14 protein-coding genes are annotated in these 15,209 nt (G+C 65.1%); 8 read left to right on the top strand and 6 right to left on the bottom strand.

Annotated elements, in window-relative coordinates:
- Positions 1 to 51 precede the first annotated feature (51 nt).
- From C7H84_RS27945 to fdhD, 4 genes are all read right to left on the bottom strand, one after another.
- Entirely contained in the window at positions 52 to 615 is a 564-nt protein-coding gene (locus tag C7H84_RS27945; RefSeq protein ID WP_121861802.1) for a molybdenum cofactor biosynthesis protein MoaE, read from the bottom strand.
- Positions 616 to 660: 45 nt separating this feature from the next.
- Positions 661 to 1,782 (bottom strand): GTP 3',8-cyclase MoaA, encoded by a 1,122-nt coding sequence (gene moaA, locus C7H84_RS27940; RefSeq protein ID WP_121861801.1) that lies wholly within the window; start codon positions 1,780 to 1,782, stop codon positions 661 to 663.
- A 193-nt stretch (positions 1,783 to 1,975) separates the two neighbouring features.
- Complete coding sequence (glp, locus tag C7H84_RS27930) at positions 1,976 to 3,190, bottom strand: gephyrin-like molybdotransferase Glp (RefSeq protein ID WP_121861800.1); 1,215 nt, start codon at positions 3,188 to 3,190, stop codon at positions 1,976 to 1,978.
- Positions 3,190 to 4,059 carry a formate dehydrogenase accessory sulfurtransferase FdhD gene (fdhD, locus tag C7H84_RS27925; RefSeq protein WP_121861799.1) on the bottom strand — a complete coding sequence of 290 codons (870 nt, stop codon included), beginning with the start codon at positions 4,057 to 4,059 and terminating at the stop codon, positions 3,190 to 3,192. The genes glp and fdhD overlap by 1 nt, the downstream gene beginning before the upstream one ends.
- A 409-nt stretch (positions 4,060 to 4,468) precedes the next feature.
- On the opposite strand from fdhD, the gene C7H84_RS27920 reads away from it, so the two are divergent.
- The 8 genes from C7H84_RS27920 to C7H84_RS27880 all read left to right on the top strand — a co-directional run bounded on the left by C7H84_RS27920 (position 4,469) and on the right by C7H84_RS27880 (position 13,699).
- Positions 4,469 to 5,869, top strand: a complete 1,401-nt coding sequence (locus tag C7H84_RS27920; RefSeq protein ID WP_121861798.1) for a cytochrome ubiquinol oxidase subunit I — start codon at positions 4,469 to 4,471, stop codon at positions 5,867 to 5,869.
- Between the two features lie 3 nt (positions 5,870 to 5,872).
- On the top strand, positions 5,873 to 6,880 hold the full coding sequence (gene cydB / locus C7H84_RS27915) for a cytochrome d ubiquinol oxidase subunit II (protein WP_121861797.1): 1,008 nt from the start codon (positions 5,873 to 5,875) through the stop codon (positions 6,878 to 6,880).
- A 160-nt stretch (positions 6,881 to 7,040) separates the two neighbouring features.
- Entirely contained in the window at positions 7,041 to 7,961 is a 921-nt protein-coding gene (locus C7H84_RS27910) for a bestrophin family ion channel (protein ID WP_121861796.1), read from the top strand.
- A gap of 158 nt (positions 7,962 to 8,119) precedes the next feature.
- Positions 8,120 to 8,722 (top strand): DnaJ domain-containing protein, encoded by a 603-nt coding sequence (locus C7H84_RS27905; RefSeq protein ID WP_121861795.1) that lies wholly within the window; start codon positions 8,120 to 8,122, stop codon positions 8,720 to 8,722.
- Positions 8,723 to 8,935: 213 nt separating this feature from the next.
- A complete protein-coding gene (locus C7H84_RS27900; RefSeq protein ID WP_162999380.1) occupies positions 8,936 to 9,430 on the top strand; it encodes a hypothetical protein in 495 nt (164 codons plus the stop codon).
- 688 nt (positions 9,431 to 10,118) lie between these two features.
- Positions 10,119 to 11,507, top strand: a complete 1,389-nt coding sequence (locus C7H84_RS27890) for an MFS transporter (protein WP_121861793.1) — start codon at positions 10,119 to 10,121, stop codon at positions 11,505 to 11,507.
- 28 nt (positions 11,508 to 11,535) lie between these two features.
- Entirely contained in the window at positions 11,536 to 12,369 is an 834-nt protein-coding gene (locus C7H84_RS27885; RefSeq protein ID WP_121861792.1) for a ThiF family adenylyltransferase, read from the top strand.
- A gap of 106 nt (positions 12,370 to 12,475) precedes the next feature.
- On the top strand, positions 12,476 to 13,699 hold the full coding sequence (locus tag C7H84_RS27880; RefSeq protein WP_121861791.1) for a multidrug effflux MFS transporter: 1,224 nt from the start codon (positions 12,476 to 12,478) through the stop codon (positions 13,697 to 13,699).
- Positions 13,700 to 13,763: 64 nt separating this feature from the next.
- Here the strand turns inward: C7H84_RS27880 and trpS are convergent, their stop codons facing one another.
- Positions 13,764 to 14,777 (bottom strand): tryptophan--tRNA ligase, encoded by a 1,014-nt coding sequence (trpS, locus tag C7H84_RS27875; RefSeq protein WP_121861790.1) that lies wholly within the window; start codon positions 14,775 to 14,777, stop codon positions 13,764 to 13,766.
- A 207-nt stretch (positions 14,778 to 14,984) separates the two neighbouring features.
- Positions 14,985 to 15,140 carry a hypothetical protein gene (locus C7H84_RS36575; RefSeq protein ID WP_162999379.1) on the bottom strand — a complete coding sequence of 52 codons (156 nt, stop codon included), beginning with the start codon at positions 15,138 to 15,140 and terminating at the stop codon, positions 14,985 to 14,987.
- Between the last annotated feature and the right edge of the window lie 69 nt (positions 15,141 to 15,209).

The raw sequence follows: 15,209 nt of genomic DNA, 5'->3' as shown, positions 1-15,209 counted from the left end.
TGCGTTATCCAGAGCGAAATCGCCGGAATCGAAACGGCATGTCGGGCACATTCACCCCCAGCGCCGCATCGCCTGATCGTCGAGCGCCTTCGGCTCGACCCACCCGGCCATGCCGTCGTGGCGGATTTCCTTCTTCCAGAACGGCGCATGCGTCTTCAGGAAGTCCATGATGAACTCGCACGCATCGAACGCCGACGCCCGATGCGCGGCAGCCACCACGACGATCACGACTGCGTGGCCGAGCGGAATGTGCCCGACCCGATGCACGATCTTCACCGCTTCGAGCTGCCAGCGCGCGCTGGCTTCTTCGACGATGCTCCATAGCGCCTGCTCGGTCATCGTCGGGTAGTGCTCGACTTCGAGCGCGATCACATCGTCGACGTCGCCTTCGTTGCGCACGACGCCGAGGAAATTCACGACCGCACCGACCTTCGGATTGCGAATGATCGGCGCTATCTCTGCGCCCGCGTCGATCGCCGCATACTGCACACGCACCTCGAAGCCGGCGACAATCGCCGGCGGCGGTTCGGCATGGGGTTCGGCGGGTTCCGCATGATTGACGTCACGCGACGGATCGTCGGGTGACGCGGCGCGGGATTCGGTGAAACTCGTCATGACGATTCTCCAGTAAGCGATGCGCGACGCTTCGCACGGCAGCCGTCAGCCGCCGACGAGCGACATGCGCACGGTCGGATAGGTCTTGCCCGACGGCCGGGCCGCACGCGTGGCCCGCCGCTCGGAATAGCGATCGTCGCGCCGCGCCCATCGCGCGCGCACGGCGTCGGCGAGGCGGTCGATCGCGGCATGCTCGTCGAGCCACGAGCGAAGATCGGTGCCTTGCGTCGCGAACAGGCACGTATAGAGCTGGCCATCGGCCGACACGCGGGCGCGCGAACACGTGCCGCAAAACGGGTGCGACACGCTCGCGATGAACCCGACTTCGCCCGCGCCGTCGATGTGCCGGCAGCGGATCGCGGTGGCGTCGTGCGCCGGTTCGCCGACGAGCACGAGCGGATAGCTGGCCTCGATGCGTTCGCGCATCTGCGCAGCCGGCACGACCTTGTCGCCGGACCACGCGCTCGCGCCGCCGACGTCCATGTATTCGATGAAGCGCACGGCCACGCCGCTATGACGGAAGTGACGCACGAGCGGAAGAATCTGGTCGTCGTTCACGCCGCGCTCGATCACCGCGTTGACCTTCAGCGGTGCGAGCCCGGCCGCCTGCGCGGCCTCGATGCCGGCCAGCACGCGCGCGACGGGCACGTCGGTGTCGGTCATCCGGCGGAACACGGCGTCGTCGATCGCGTCGAGGCTCACGGTCACGCGCGACAGCCCCGCGTCGCGCAGCGAACGAGCTTTTGCCGCAAGCAGCGAACCGTTGGTCGTCAGTGCGATTTCGACGGGTTTGCCGTCGACCGTCGTCAGTGTCGCGAGTCGTTCGATCAGCGCTTCGAGATTGCGGCGCAGCAGCGGCTCGCCGCCGGTGAGGCGGATCTTCTCGACGCCGAGCGAGACGAACGCACGCGCGATTTTCTCGAGCTGCGCGAACGACAGCCGCTCGGACGACGGCATGAACGCGTAGTCGGGCCCGAAGCTGTCGCGCGGCATGCAGTAGCCGCAGCGGAAGTTGCACTGGTCGATGACGGACAGGCGCAGATCGCGCAGCGGCCGCGCGAGCGTGTCGAGCGGGCGGGAGAAGGCGTGGGGCGATACGCCGCCCGATGAGGCGACGGCCGGCGCGGCGGAAACGAGGGCATTCATGATCGGTTCGTCGACCTGCATGAAGTGAATGGAGCGGCGTCGCCGATTGGTCGCGCGTGCATCGACGTGTCGGCGCACCGGTCGTGACGAGCCTCATCGTGAGGATAGTTCGCCGGATTTTTTCGGCAGAGACACAATCGCACCCGAAATGCAGGAATACAGTTCGCGATCGTGCATGCACGAACGGCGGGCGCGCGCGTGTCCGTGTCGATGCTCACGCGAGCCACTGCGCGAATTCGTAATACGGGACCGCGTCGCCGCGCGCGATGCGCCGCCCGGCCGGCAGCCGCGCGAGCCCGCTCGCCTGCACGAGCGATTGCAGCGTGCCGGCGCCTTGCTGCCGCAGCGTATCGAGCACGGGCGCACCGTTCGCGTCGATGGTGCGGCGCACGCGCATGAACCGTTCGCGCTGCGCATCGGGCTCGACGTCGATATCGATCGGCAGCGACGGCACGACCGGCAGGCAGTCGTCGCGGCCCTGCAAGCGGCGGATCAGCGGCGCGACGAACAGCGCGAACGCGATCGTCGCGGCGCCCGGATTGCCGGGCAGCAATACCACGGGCCGTTCGTCGAGCCGCGCGAGCGCGACGGGCTTGCCCGGTTTCATCCGCACACCGGCGACGACGAACGACGCGCCGAGCGCACTCAGCACGGGGCGCAGCAGGTCCTTGTCGCCGACCGACGCGCCGCCGACGCAGACGACCAGATCGCAACGCGCGGTCATCGCGCGGAGTGCCTTGTCGACGGCGGCCGGCGTGTCGGCGGCGTGCTCGCTCGCCGCGACGCTGGCACCGGTTGCCGACACCAGCGCGGCGAGCATCGGCGCATTGCTGTTGTAGATTTGCTGGGGCGCACGCGACTGGCCGCACGGGACGAGCTCGTCGCCGGTCGTCAGGATGCCGACCCGCAGTGGCGGCCGCACGTCGATGTGCGCGCAACCCTGCGCGGCGGCAACGCCGACGTGCATCGCACCGAGTCGCACGCCGGCAGGCATCAGCGGGTCGCCTGCGCGTACTTCTTCACCGCGGCGGCGGATATGCGATCCGCTGCGCTGCGGTGCGTCGAACGCCACCCAGCCGTCCTGCTCGTGTGCGTGCTCCTGCATCACGACGGTGTCGGCGCCCGGTGGAATCAGGCTGCCGGTGAAGAGTCGCGCGGCCGTGCGCGGTGCGAGCGGCGCCGGCGCGTCGCCCGCATAGCACCGTTGCGCGACCAGCAGCGGCTCGCCGCGTTCGAGATCCGCGTAACGGATCGCATAGCCGTCCATCGCGCTCTGGTCGGCGGGCGGCTGGTCGAGCACGGCGGCGAGCGGTGTGGCGAGCACGTGGCCGGCCGCCTGCGCGACCGGAATGGAAACGCTCGTTTGCGTCGGCGCGAACGTGCCGGCGAACTGCCGTTGGGCGGTATCGAAATCGGTCAGGGGTTTCATCAAGCGGTGAGCGCATGGGCTTGCACATGCGTCGGTTCGGGTAACGGGGGCGCGTCGGGTGACACGTATTCGACGAAGCCGTCGTTGCGGCAGAAGCCGAGCAACCGCACGCCGGCTTCACGCGCGACGTCGATCGCGAGCGACGTCGGCGCCGAGATCGTCGCGATCATCGGAATGCCGACGCGTGCCGCCTTGCGCACGAGCTCGTAGCTCGCACGGCTGGACAGGAACACGAAGCCCGCACTCGGGTCGATGCGGCGCCGTGCGAGGCGGCCGATCAGTTTGTCGAGCGCGTTGTGGCGGCCGACGTCCTCGAAGACTTCCAGCACGGTGCCGTCGCGGTCGCACCATGCGGCTGCGTGGATGCCGCCGGTCGCGCGCATCAGCGGTTGCCGCGCCGGCAACGCGCGGGCGGCGCGCGAGACGGCGTCGGCGCCGATGCCGGCCGCCGCGCCCGCGGCCGCGATGCGCGGCGGATGCAGGTCGAGCTGCGCGATGCTTTCGATTCCGCACACGCCGCAGCCGGTGCGGCCGGCCAGCGCGCGCCGGTGCGCCTTCAGCGCCATGAACGCCTGTTGCGACACGGTGAGCCGCACTTCGGCGCTGCCGGGCCGGCATTCGGTTTCGATGTCGAAGACATCCGACGCACGCTCGACGATCCCTTCGCTCAGCGCAAAGCCGAGGCCGAACGCGTCGAGGTCGATCGGCGTCGCCATCATCACCGTGTGCGCGATGCCGTTGAACACGAGTGCAACCGGCGTCTCGTCGACCACGCGATCGTCGGTGTCCCGCGCTTCGCCGGCGCGATGACGCGTGACCTGACACATGCGCGTGCCGGCCGGATCGTCAGTGCGGTCGCTGGGCTTCATGCGGGTTTCTCCAGAGGCTCGGCCGGCGCGACGGCCGGACGATGGGAACGGAATCTGCGAAGGGCGGCGCGCGGTGCCGCGCTCGCTCGCCTCGGGCAGGCTGCGAGCCGATGGTAAGGGCGTTCGCACGCTCGGCGGATACACAGCGTTGCCGCGCGGAAAGCAGTACAGCTGGCGGCCTCGCGAGCACGAAACGGGTTTTCCGTACACACATCTTCGGCCCCCGGGAAAGCACAGTTTCAGCGCACGTTTGCGCGATTGCGGGTATCGTCGGAAACGCGATATCGTCATTCACGCTTCGTTGCCGTGCGCCGTGCGATCCGTCCATGTTTGCACGTGCCGTCGCGAAGCCGTCGCGCGATTTCCCGCTTCGAGCCGACGTCCTCACAACCACGAGCAAATTACGGTCATGGAAATCTTCGATGCGTTCCATCTCGCCCGATTGCAGTTCGCGTTCACGGTGTCGTTTCACATCGTGTTTCCGGCGATCAGCATCGGCATGGCGAGCTTCCTGGCGGTGCTGGAGTGGCGTTATCTCGTCACCGGCGACGCAGCCTATAAATCCATGTTCCAGTTCTGGTCGAAGATCTTCGCGATCGGCTTCGGGATGGGCGTCGTCTCCGGCGTCGTGATGGCCTACGAGTTCGGCACGAACTGGGCAGGTTTCTCGCGCGTCGCGGGCAACATCACGGGCCCGCTGCTGACGTACGAGGTCCTGACGGCTTTCTTCCTCGAGGCCGGCTTTCTCGGCGTGATGCTGTTCGGCTGGCAGCGCGTGAGCCCGCGCGCGCACTTCTTCGCGACGCTGATGGTCGCGGTCGGCACGCTGATCTCGACGTTCTGGATCCTCGCGTCGAACAGCTTCATGCAGACGCCGCAGGGCTACCGGATCGAGAACGGGCTCGTTGTGCCGGTCGACTGGTTCAAGATCATCTTCAACCCGTCGTTCCCGTATCGACTCGTGCACATGACGATCGCCGCGTTCATCGTCGCGGGCTTCATCGTCGCCGCGTGCGGCGCGTGGCACCTGCTGAACGGGCGCCGCGACGAACCGGTGAAGCGCAGCTTCTCGATGGCGTTGTGGATGCTGTTGCTGCTCGCGCCGATCCAGATCGTCGTCGGCGATGCGCACGGGCTGAACACGCGCGAATACCAGCCGGCGAAGATCGCGGCGATCGAGGGGCTGTGGGACACAGAGAAGGGTGGCACAGCGCTGAACCTCGTCGGCCTGCCCGACATGCAGGCCGAGACGACGCGCTATGCGATCCAGGTGCCTCATCTCGGCAGCCTGATCCTCACGCACAGCTGGAGCGGCGAGATTCGCGGCCTGAAGGAATTCCCGCCGCAGGACCGCCCGTATTCGCCGATCGTGTTCTGGACCTTCCGGATCATGGCCGGCCTCGGGATGCTGATGCTGCTCACCGCGTTGCTCGGCCTGCTGCTGCGAAAGGGCGGACGCCTGTACGAAGCGCGCTGGTTCCAGTGGTTCGTCGTATGCATGGGGCCGTCGGGCATCGTCGCGCTGCTGGCCGGGTGGATCACGACCGAAGTCGGCCGCCAGCCGTGGACCGTGTACGGCGTGCTGCGCACCGTCGATTCCGTCGCGCCGGTCAGTGCGCAGCAGGTCGGCGTGTCGCTGCTGATCTTCGTCGTCGTGTATTTCCTCGTGTTCGGAACGGGTGTCTATTACATGCTGAAACTGATGAAGCGCGGGCCGGCCGCGCATGCCGGCTATATCGAACTGCACCGGCATCCGGGGCTGCGCAAGAGCGCGCTGTCCACGCCGCTGAACGTCACCGAAGCGGAGTAAGCCATGCACATCGATCTTCCTGTCGTGTGGGCCGCGATCATCGGCCTCGGCGTGTTCATCTACGTGATGCTGGACGGCTTCGATCTCGGCATCGGCCTGCTGTTTCCGTTCTTCGACGCGAAGGCCGAACGCGACGTCATGCTGAACACCGTCGCGCCGGTGTGGGACGGCAACGAGACCTTTCTCGTGCTCGGCGGTGCGGGGCTGTACGGCGCGTTTCCGGTTGTCTACTCGACGCTGCTGCCGGCCAACTATCTGCCGCTGATCCTGATGGTGGTCGGGCTGATCTTCCGCGGTGCCGCGTTCGAGTTGCGCGCGAAGGCCAACCGCACGCAGCATCTGTGGGATCTCGCGTTCATCGGCGGCTCCGCGCTTGCGGCGTTTTGCCAGGGAATCACGCTCGGCTCGCTGCTGCAAGGCATCCATATCGTGAACAACCAGTTCGCGGGCGGGCCGTTCGACTGGCTGTCGCCGTTCAGCCTGTTCTGCGGAATCGGCGTGCTCGTCACCTATGCGACGCTCGGCTGCGGCTGGCTGATCCTGAAGGTCGACGGCGAGCTGCAACGCAAGATGCGCGTGCTGATGAAGCCGCTCACGGGCGTGCTGCTCGCCGTGATGGGCGTGGTCAGCCTGTGGACCGTGATCGGGCTGCCGGCCGTCGCGCATCGCTGGTTCGGCAGCGGCAACCTCGGCTGGTTCCTGCCGGTGCCGATCCTCGTCGTCGCATGCGTGTGGGGCATCTTCCGCACGGTGAAGCGCCAGCACGAGGCCACGCCGTTCCTGCTGACGCTCGCGCTCGTGTTCCTCGGCTACACCGGGCTCGTGATCAGCATCTGGCCGAACATCGTGCCACCGTCGCTGACGATCTGGGATGCGTCGTCAAGCCATTCGAGCCAGTTGTTCGCGCTCGTCGGCACCGTGATCGTGCTGCCGGTCATCCTCGTGTACAACGCGATGCAGTATCGCGTGTTCCGCGGCAAGGTGCGCGAGGGCGACGCCGGCTATCACTGAGCGTTGCGCGAGGTGGCGGGGCGCAGCGGGCGCGTATCATCACGCGTAGCGCGGCGCCCGGCACGGCACCCGACGGAAAGCGGCCCGCCACGCGCGGGCCGCTGCGCATCGGGTGCGGGCGCAACGGGTTGCGCATTCCTTTGGTAGTCGAGAAAACATCATGATCGTCAGACCACGACAAAACTGGCTCAGGATGCTGTTCGTATGGAACGGCTCCGTGCTGCAATCGATCATTCCGCAACTCACGTTCATGGCGGTCGTCAGCACGCTGGCGGTCTTTACGAACGGACGCATCTTCGGCGAGAAGATTCCGCTGAACACCGCGCCGTTCACGCTGTTCGGGCTGGCGCTCGCGATCTTCCTCGGGTTTCGCAACAACGCGAGCTTCGAGCGCTTCAAGGAAGCGCGGCATCTGTGGGGTAGCCTGCTGATTGCCGCACGCGCCGTGACGTCGCAACTGCATCGCTACCTGCCGGATGGTGTGAGCGATGCCGAGCGCAACCGGCTCGCCGATCTGCTGATCGCGCTCGCGTATGCACTAAAGCACCAGCTGCGCCATACCGATCCGACCGAAGATCTGCTGCGCATTCTCGGGGCGGAGCGCACGGCCGCGCTCGGCGGCAAATGCTACAAGCCGGTCGCGATCCTCGACGAACTGCGCGGCGGCATCGTCCCTGCGCTGGGACGCGCGCCCGGCGGTGATACGACCTGCTGGATGTTCGAGACGCAACTCGACGAGCTCGGCAAGTCGGTCGGTGGCTGCGAGCGCATCCTGTCGACGCCGATCCCGTTCTCGTACAGCGTGCTGCTGCATCGCACCGTGTATGCGTATTGTGTGCTGCTGCCGTTCGGTCTCGTCGATTCGACGGAATTCTTCACGCCGCTGATCTGCGTGTTCATTTCCTACACGCTGATCGCGCTCGAGGCGATCGCGAACGAAGTGGCCGAGCCGTTCGGTCTTGCACCGAATGCGCTCGCGCTCGATGCGATGTCGCGCACGATCGAACGGTCGGTGCTGGAACTTGGCGATCGGCCGCTGCCGGAGGAGTTCCTGCCGGTGTCGACTTATCAGATCACGTAGGGGCCGCGGCTCGCACGGCGGCTTGCATTTTCCGGAGGCGACGACACGCGCATCTCCAGCACCGGGGTGTTCAGACCCTGATGAATCCTCAACCCGACGGATTGGCGCTGCGGCGACATGCTACGATCAACGCGATACGACTTTCATCCCGACGCACGATGACGACAATGTATGAATTGCTCGGTGTGCGCGAGAACGCCACCGACGAGGAAATCAAGCGCGGCTACCGAAAGGCAGCGATGAAAGCGCATCCCGACCGCAACGTCGGGTGCGAAGCGGACGCGCATGCGCGATTTCAGGAGATCAAGGAGGCATACGCGATTCTCTCGGACCCGAAGCTGCGCCGCGTGTATGACACCGCTTACGCAGAGGAAATGCTCCGTCAAGCACAGCTTCGCGAAGAAGAGGAGCGCTTGAAGGCGGAGCGCGAAGCGGAATATGCGCGGTTCGTGGCATTGGCAATGCGCTTCGCCGAGCAAGGGCACAACCGCGACGTCGTGTTCGGTGTTCTGCTCGGCCGTGATTGCGATGTTCAACTCGCAGAGCGCATTTCCGGCAGCGTGGTCGAGCTGCATGCGTCGCGCCAGCCGGCTGCATCGCGGGACGGGCAGCGTGATGAGCAGATGCCGCAAAGCGACGAGAGGGCGACACAGGCGGCATCGGCGCAGGCGCCAAAGAGCGACGCGCGAAGGAGTGACGAACACGCGCATACGGACTTTTTCAGCGCTCTGTGGCACGGCGTGTTCGGGATGCGCCCGTGAGTTTTGGTGCCATCTTCGGGCAAGATTCTTCGATCGACTGCTTCATGAATTGACGGCTAATTGGGCAGTATTCGGCCAGAAGCGGTCGGTCGACATGGGCGCGCAAATCGTCGACAATCCGCTCCAACAAGGTGATGTTTCGACGCATCTCACGAAACAAGACTCGCCAGCGAAGTGCTTCCATCTCTAATGAATCAAACAACGCGACATATCTTGGGCACCGTTGCCTTGGTTGGCTTTGTGATTTCACTTCTTGTCCATGTAACGGCGCTAATGGGCGTGAACCTCGCGGCGCGTGTTCCAGACATCTGGCTGCTCCATATCGGCATCTTTATTGTCTTTATGCCTTTTGTGCTTGTATCCCGGAAGGAGTTGGGACGCGAACGCACACTCTGGCGCCTTAGGAAAGGTTTGCCGAACTGGGTCGCCGTAGTGGGCACGATGCTTTTCATCTACGCGATCACGAATTTTTTTCTTTTCATGTTGCATACCGAAGGCGGAAATCCTGCGGTGCAGGATGGTAGATACGTCCTCTTGAACCACGGCAAACTTATTCGAGAATTGGCACCGTCCGAATTCACCGCATTCAAGGCCAACGAATTGAGAGGATTATCGGGCCACTGGCTACTGTTCTACTTTGTTTCCGCTGCTTACTTTCTGTTCTGGAAACCGGCCAGGGTGGAAAACTTGACGGGTATGCCGACGTAGCATCATGAACTCAGAGGAGTAGCCGCTTTAGGGAAGCGCGTACGTCCACTTCGGGTCGGCAGTCGCCCCGTGATGAAGTGACGGCGAGGCAATATCAGGCCTGATCTGACGCCTGACCGACAGATCAGGATTCGACTTATGCGTCTCAGCGATCAGCCGCCTTTCCCCGGGCCGGGATTCAATCCGGTGGCACTTCACTTCCACAACAAACAGTTTGTGGCTCCCCAGCCTCCGCGTTAAACGCCGGTCCAAGGGCGAAGAACGACGACCTTTCCACAGGCTGCCGCCTGCAGCGTTGCGACTTCGACTTCCTGACGCAGTGTTTTATTGATCGAGACGAGCCCAGCGACGTCGGCCGGTGCGGCGTCTCGCTCCGCGCGCAGGAATTTTCAGCTGTTCGGAGCGCACAAGGTTCGTGATCAAACGCTGGAGAGCATGAACGCTGACCGCGTCCATACACCATGAAGCGTCTCTGACTACGAGCCGCCCGGGACCCCCATCACTCAACGACGCCGACCCATGCCAGCGCCCGGAGAAACCCTCAAAACGTTCGATAATCGCACGCACATGCGCGATGATCGAACGCTCACGGGCGTGTCGCCATTGTGTCACGTCGTTGCATGGGACTACTCTGCGATCCATCAGGCGGCACCGTTCAGTCGCCCGACCACATAATCCGGAGACATCCATGAAGGCAGACACGATCCACGAGCCTCAAGGCCGGCATCAGTCGAAGAAAGCCGCAGCGAGCGGCTGGATCGGCTCGGCGCTCGAATACTACGATTTCTTCATCTACGCCACGGCGTCTGCGCTCATCTTTCCGCAGATCTTTTTTCCAAAGGGCAACGCGACGACCGCCATCGTCGCTTCACTCGCGACCTACGGTGTCGGTTATGTCGCGCGGCCGATCGGCGCCTTCGTACTCGGGCACCTCGGCGATACGCACGGGCGCAAGAAAGTGCTGCTCTCGTGCATGTTCCTCATGGGTTTTTCGACGATCGCCGTCGGCCTGCTGCCGACTTACGAACAGGTCGGCCTGCTCGCGCCCGTACTGCTGGTGATCCTGCGTCTGCTTCAGGGCTTCGCCGTGGCCGGCGAGATCTCCGGCGCCAGCTCGATGATCCTGGAGCACGCGCCCTTCGGCCGTCGTGGCTTCTACTCCAGCTTCACGCTGCAAGGCGTGCAGGCGGGGCAGATCCTGGCGGCAGCCGTATTCCTGCCGCTCGCGCACTACATGCCCGCCGAGCAGTTCAACGTCTGGGGCTGGCGCATTCCTTTCCTGCTCAGCTTCGTGGTGATCATCGCGGGCTATATCATTCGGCGCAAGGTCGACGAGACGCCCGCCTTCAAAGAAGAAGGGCAACGGGCAATTCCTCGCTCGCCAGTGGTCGACGCCTTCAAGTACAGCTGGGCGAACATGCTGCGCGTGGTATGCATGGCGCTGATGAACGTGATTCCGGTGGTGGCGACCATCTTCGGCGCGGCATACGCAGTGCAGCCGGCCTACGGCATCGGGTTCGCCAAGGACGTCTATCTGTGGATTCCTGTCGTGGGCAACATCGTCGCGGTGCTGGTGATTCCGTATGTCGGCAACCTGTCCGACAAGATCGGCCGCAAGCCGCCGATCATCGTCGGGGCGTTGCTGTCGGGCCTGCTCGCGTTCGCTTATCTGTACGCGATCAGCATCCATAATGTTCCGTTCGCTTTCGTGATGTCGCTGCTGATGTGGGGCGTCGTCTATCAGGGTTACAACGCGGTGTTCCCGAGCTTCTACCCCGAACTGTTCCCGACGCGCTCGCGTGTTTCTGCAATGGCGATCGCGCAGAACGTCGGCACGGCCATCACGGCGATGCTGCCGGCGCTCTTCACGGCCGTCGCGCCGCCTGGATCCGCCAACATCTGGCTCACCGTCGGCGCGCTCGCATTCGGCGTCACGGTGATCGCCGCGCTGGCCGCGCTCAGCGCCCGCGAGACGTATCGGGTCCATATGAGCGAACTGGGCCAGTCCGATGCGCATGCGGTGGACAAGGCCGAGTACGACCGCCTGCGCGCACTGGCCTTTACCGCGCGCGCCTGACTGTCGCCTGAGAGAGCAAATACCAGCCATGATTTCCGGAAAGACCACCCTGATTGCGCACATCGGCTATCCGACCGAGAGCTTCAAGTCGCCGATGATCTACAACCCCTGGTTCGATCAGAAGGGCATCGATGCGGTGGTCGTGCCGATGGGCGTCAAGGCGGAAGACTACGAGCAGAGCTTCAAGTCGATCTTCCGCTTCACGAACCTGCGCGGCGCGCTCATCACGATGCCGCACAAGGTCACGACGGTCGGCCTCGTCGATGAAGTCACACCCGCTGTGCGCATCGCCGGCGCGTGCAACGCAGTGCTCAGGCGTCCGGATGGCACGTTGCTCGGCGACCAGTTCGACGGCGCGGGTTTCGTGCGCGGTGTGTTGCGCAAAGGCCGGCGGCTGGAGGGGGCGCGCGTGCTGATGTCGGGCGCGGGCGGCGTCGGTTCGGCAATTGCCGCGTCGCTGGCGGCGGCGGGCGTCGGCGAACTCGCGCTTTACGATACGCGGCCCGGGTCGGCCGACGGACTCGCGCAGCGGCTGCGCGAGCACTATCCGGCTCTGAAGGTCAGCACCGGCTCGAACGATCCGGATGGCTTCGACGTCGTGGTGAATGCGACACCGCTAGGCATGAACGCGGATGATCCGTTGCCTTTCGATGTTGCGCGCATCGCGCCTGGCTGCTTCGTGGGCGAGGTGGTGATGAAATCGGAGTACACGCCGTTCCTGCATGCAGCACGTGAGAAGGGCTGCGAAGTGCAGGTGGGCACCGACATGCTGTTCGAAATGATTCCGGCCTATCTGGAGTTCTTCGGTTTCGGCACTGCGACTGCCGAAGAACTGCGACGCACGTCGACCATTGCGTACTGAGTCGCGTTGATACTGTTGTTTCGAATGCTTCGCGTGCCGGCCGCGGTTTTTACGACATCGTCGCGATGGCTGGCCGCGTGAAGGATCTGCTTCAGGACATACCTGCATGAGCCGCCGCGGCCCGCTGAGTTTTGCACTACTCCTTCCGTTTCTGCTGGCTGCGCAGCCAGTCGCGACCGACAGTTATCTGCCGGCGCTGCCTGCGATCGCGAAGGCACTCGGTTCAGCCAGCACCAGCCTCACGGTGTTCGCGCTCGTGTTCGGCATGGGGCAGTTGCCGATGGGTAGCCTGGCCGACCGCTATGGGCGTCGGCCGGTGCTGCTGGCGGGTCTCGCGGGCTACACCATCGCGGCGCTGGCCGGTGCGCTTGCGCCGACTGCGTCGATGCTGACGGTGGCGCGCGCGTTCCAGGGGCTGGCGATGGCCGCCATTCTCGTGTGTGCGCGCGCGGCCGTGCGCGACCTTTATCCCGCCAGCGAAGGGCCACATGTGATGGCTCGCGGCCTCACGGGGCTGGGTGCGACGGCACTGACCGCGCCGATTCTCGGCGCCTATATTGCGCAGCATGTCGGCTGGCGCTGGGTGCTCGCGGTCATGAGCCTGTACGCGCTCGTGCTGTGCGTGGCGTGCTGGCGGGGCTTCGAGGAAACCGCTCAGCGCACGGACGGGAAGCAGACACCGACCGGTGGCGTCCGCGAGATCTTCCGTAGTCCAGAATTCCGCGCGTGGGCGCTGCTGGCTGCCGTCACCTACTGCGGCATGTTCTGCTTCCTGTTGCTTTCACCGATGGTCTATATCGGGTACCTTGGCCTGTCGCCCGAGCTATATGGCTGGATACCCGCTGGCGGCTCGCTCGTCTACATGCTGAGCACAATGGGTTGCAGGCGTCTGCTGTATCGCCAAGGCGTGTTGCGAACCGTGCGCCAGGGCGCCGTGCTGAGCCTTTCAGGGGCGGTCATTCAGGGGCTCGGCTGCTGGCTGCTGCCCGGCAGCGCGTGGCCGCTGCTGCTGGGACACGGGGTTTATTGCCTGGGACACGGCATCCACCAGCCGTGCGGACAGGCCGGTGCGGTGGGGGGACTCCCGCACCTGGCGGGACGTGCGGTGTCGTGGTCCGGCTTCATCATGATGTGCGCCGCTTTCTGTGTGGGACAGACCGCATCGGCCTTCGTCGATCCGCATTACCGGCTTGGTGCGTGGCCTATGGTCGTCCCGATGCTCGTCGCCGGATCGGCGCTGATGGCCATCGCATTCGCCTGGTTGCCCAGGCTCGGGGATCCTGGCCGGTTGAGTTCGCGGTCTGGGGCTGTTCCGGTCAGGTCAGAGTAGGCGCGAGCGCGGCTCGGACATGACGCCGCGCATCGTCGCCCGGTCGCGTGTGCTGTGCTGGCGCTCAATCGAAATACGTGAGCCCCATCGCCCCCTTCACCTCCGCCAGCGTCGCGCCGGCCACCTCGCGCGCATGCAGGGTGCCGCGCTTCAGGATCGCCATCACTTCCGCCTTGTCCGCTTCGAATTCGCGGCGCCGCGCGCGGATCGGCTCGATCAGCGCCTGCAGCCGCTCGTTGAGCACGCGCTTCACGACGCTGTCGCCGAGGCCGCCGCGGCGATAGTGCGCCTTCAGTTCGTCGACCTTCTGCACGTCGGGCTCGAACGCATCGAGGAACGTGAACACCACGTTGCCTTCGACCTGACCGGGATCGCTGACGCGCAGATGGTTCGGGTCCGTGTACATATCCTTCACGGCCTGCGCGATCTCGTCGGGCGTCGAGCCGAGCGTGATCGCGTTGCCGAGCGACTTGCTCATCTTCGCCTTGCCGTCGATGCCGGGCAGCCGCGTGACCGCCGACAGCACGGCCTCGCATTCGACCAGCACCGGTTTGTCGACCGTCGCGTTGAAGCGGCGCACGAGTTCGTTGGTCTGCTCGATCATCGGCAACTGATCGTCGCCGACCGGCACGTGCGTCGCCTTGAATGCGGTGATGTCGGCGGCCTGGCTCACCGGGTAGGTCAGGAAGCCGGCCGGGATATCACGCTCGAAGCCGCGCAGGCGGATCTCCTCCTTGATGGTCGGATTGCGCTCGAGGCGCGCGACCGTGACGAGGTTCAGCAGGTATTGCGATAGCTCGGCCAGCTCGGGCACCTGCGACTGGACGACGATCGTCGAGATCGCCGGGTCGATGCCGACGGCCAGATAGTCGAGCGCGACCTCGATCACGTTCTCGGTGACGCGCTGGCGGCGACCCATGTTGTCGGTCAGCGCCTGTGTGTCGGCGAGCAGCAGGAACTGCGTCGCCTCGTGCTGCATCTGCACGCGCGCGCGCAGCGAGCCGATGTAGTGGCCGAGATGCAGCGGGCCGGTGGTGCGGTCGCCGGTGAGGATGGTCGGTCGGGTCGGGTGCGTCATGGTAGCGATGGGCTCCGGGTTATCGAAGCCGCCAGCCATGATTTCAGCGCAGAAACGCAAATGCCGCCATGGCTGGCGGCATCACGTTTGGGACATGCAAAAGGAAACGGGCCGCCTGGGTCAGGCGCGCCACCAGCGATGCACGTTCGGCGAGGCAGGTTTGGTTTCCATTGCGCGAGTATAGCGCAGCGCGGGGCGCGGCATGCGTCAGCGCACGACCGATTCCAGCGCGAGGCGCGCGACTTCGGCGGACGGCCACAGCAGATACAGCAGGGCGGCCATCAACAGCAGCGCGCAGGCTCTTACCACGGGCGTACGGTCTTTGTCGCGCAGGGTGAGGATGTGCTGCTTCAGATTCTTCATGCTTGCTGGCGCAACGTGCGCCACTCCAACGGTTGCTGCAACGGGGCCGCGGTGCGGGGCGCCCGGGTG

The sequence above is a fragment of the Burkholderia sp. Nafp2/4-1b genome (genome assembly GCF_003635165.1).
GTDB lineage: Bacteria > Pseudomonadota > Gammaproteobacteria > Burkholderiales > Burkholderiaceae > Burkholderia.
This window is presented reverse-complemented; position numbering and strand designations above follow the sequence as displayed.

What these genes read in the sequence shown, in the direction of transcription:
- C7H84_RS27885 (WP_121861792.1), top strand. Translation starts at nt 11,536, where the DNA reads ATGATTTCCGGAAAGACCACCCTGATTGCGCACATCGGCTATCCGACC.
- C7H84_RS27890 (WP_121861793.1), top strand. Translation starts at nt 10,119, where the DNA reads ATGAAGGCAGACACGATCCACGAGCCTCAAGGCCGGCATCAGTCGAAG.
- trpS (WP_121861790.1), bottom strand. Translation starts at nt 14,777, where the DNA reads ATGACGCACCCGACCCGACCGACCATCCTCACCGGCGACCGCACCACC.
- C7H84_RS27920 (WP_121861798.1), top strand. Translation starts at nt 4,469, where the DNA reads ATGGAAATCTTCGATGCGTTCCATCTCGCCCGATTGCAGTTCGCGTTC.
- C7H84_RS27905 (WP_121861795.1), top strand. Translation starts at nt 8,120, where the DNA reads ATGACGACAATGTATGAATTGCTCGGTGTGCGCGAGAACGCCACCGAC.
- C7H84_RS27910 (WP_121861796.1), top strand. Translation starts at nt 7,041, where the DNA reads ATGATCGTCAGACCACGACAAAACTGGCTCAGGATGCTGTTCGTATGG.
- moaA (WP_121861801.1), bottom strand. Translation starts at nt 1,782, where the DNA reads ATGCAGGTCGACGAACCGATCATGAATGCCCTCGTTTCCGCCGCGCCG.
- fdhD (WP_121861799.1), bottom strand. Translation starts at nt 4,059, where the DNA reads ATGAAGCCCAGCGACCGCACTGACGATCCGGCCGGCACGCGCATGTGT.
- cydB (WP_121861797.1), top strand. Translation starts at nt 5,873, where the DNA reads ATGCACATCGATCTTCCTGTCGTGTGGGCCGCGATCATCGGCCTCGGC.
- C7H84_RS27880 (WP_121861791.1), top strand. Translation starts at nt 12,476, where the DNA reads ATGAGCCGCCGCGGCCCGCTGAGTTTTGCACTACTCCTTCCGTTTCTG.
- glp (WP_121861800.1), bottom strand. Translation starts at nt 3,190, where the DNA reads ATGAAACCCCTGACCGATTTCGATACCGCCCAACGGCAGTTCGCCGGC.
- C7H84_RS27945 (WP_121861802.1), bottom strand. Translation starts at nt 615, where the DNA reads ATGACGAGTTTCACCGAATCCCGCGCCGCGTCACCCGACGATCCGTCG.
- C7H84_RS36575 (WP_162999379.1), bottom strand. Translation starts at nt 15,140, where the DNA reads ATGAAGAATCTGAAGCAGCACATCCTCACCCTGCGCGACAAAGACCGT.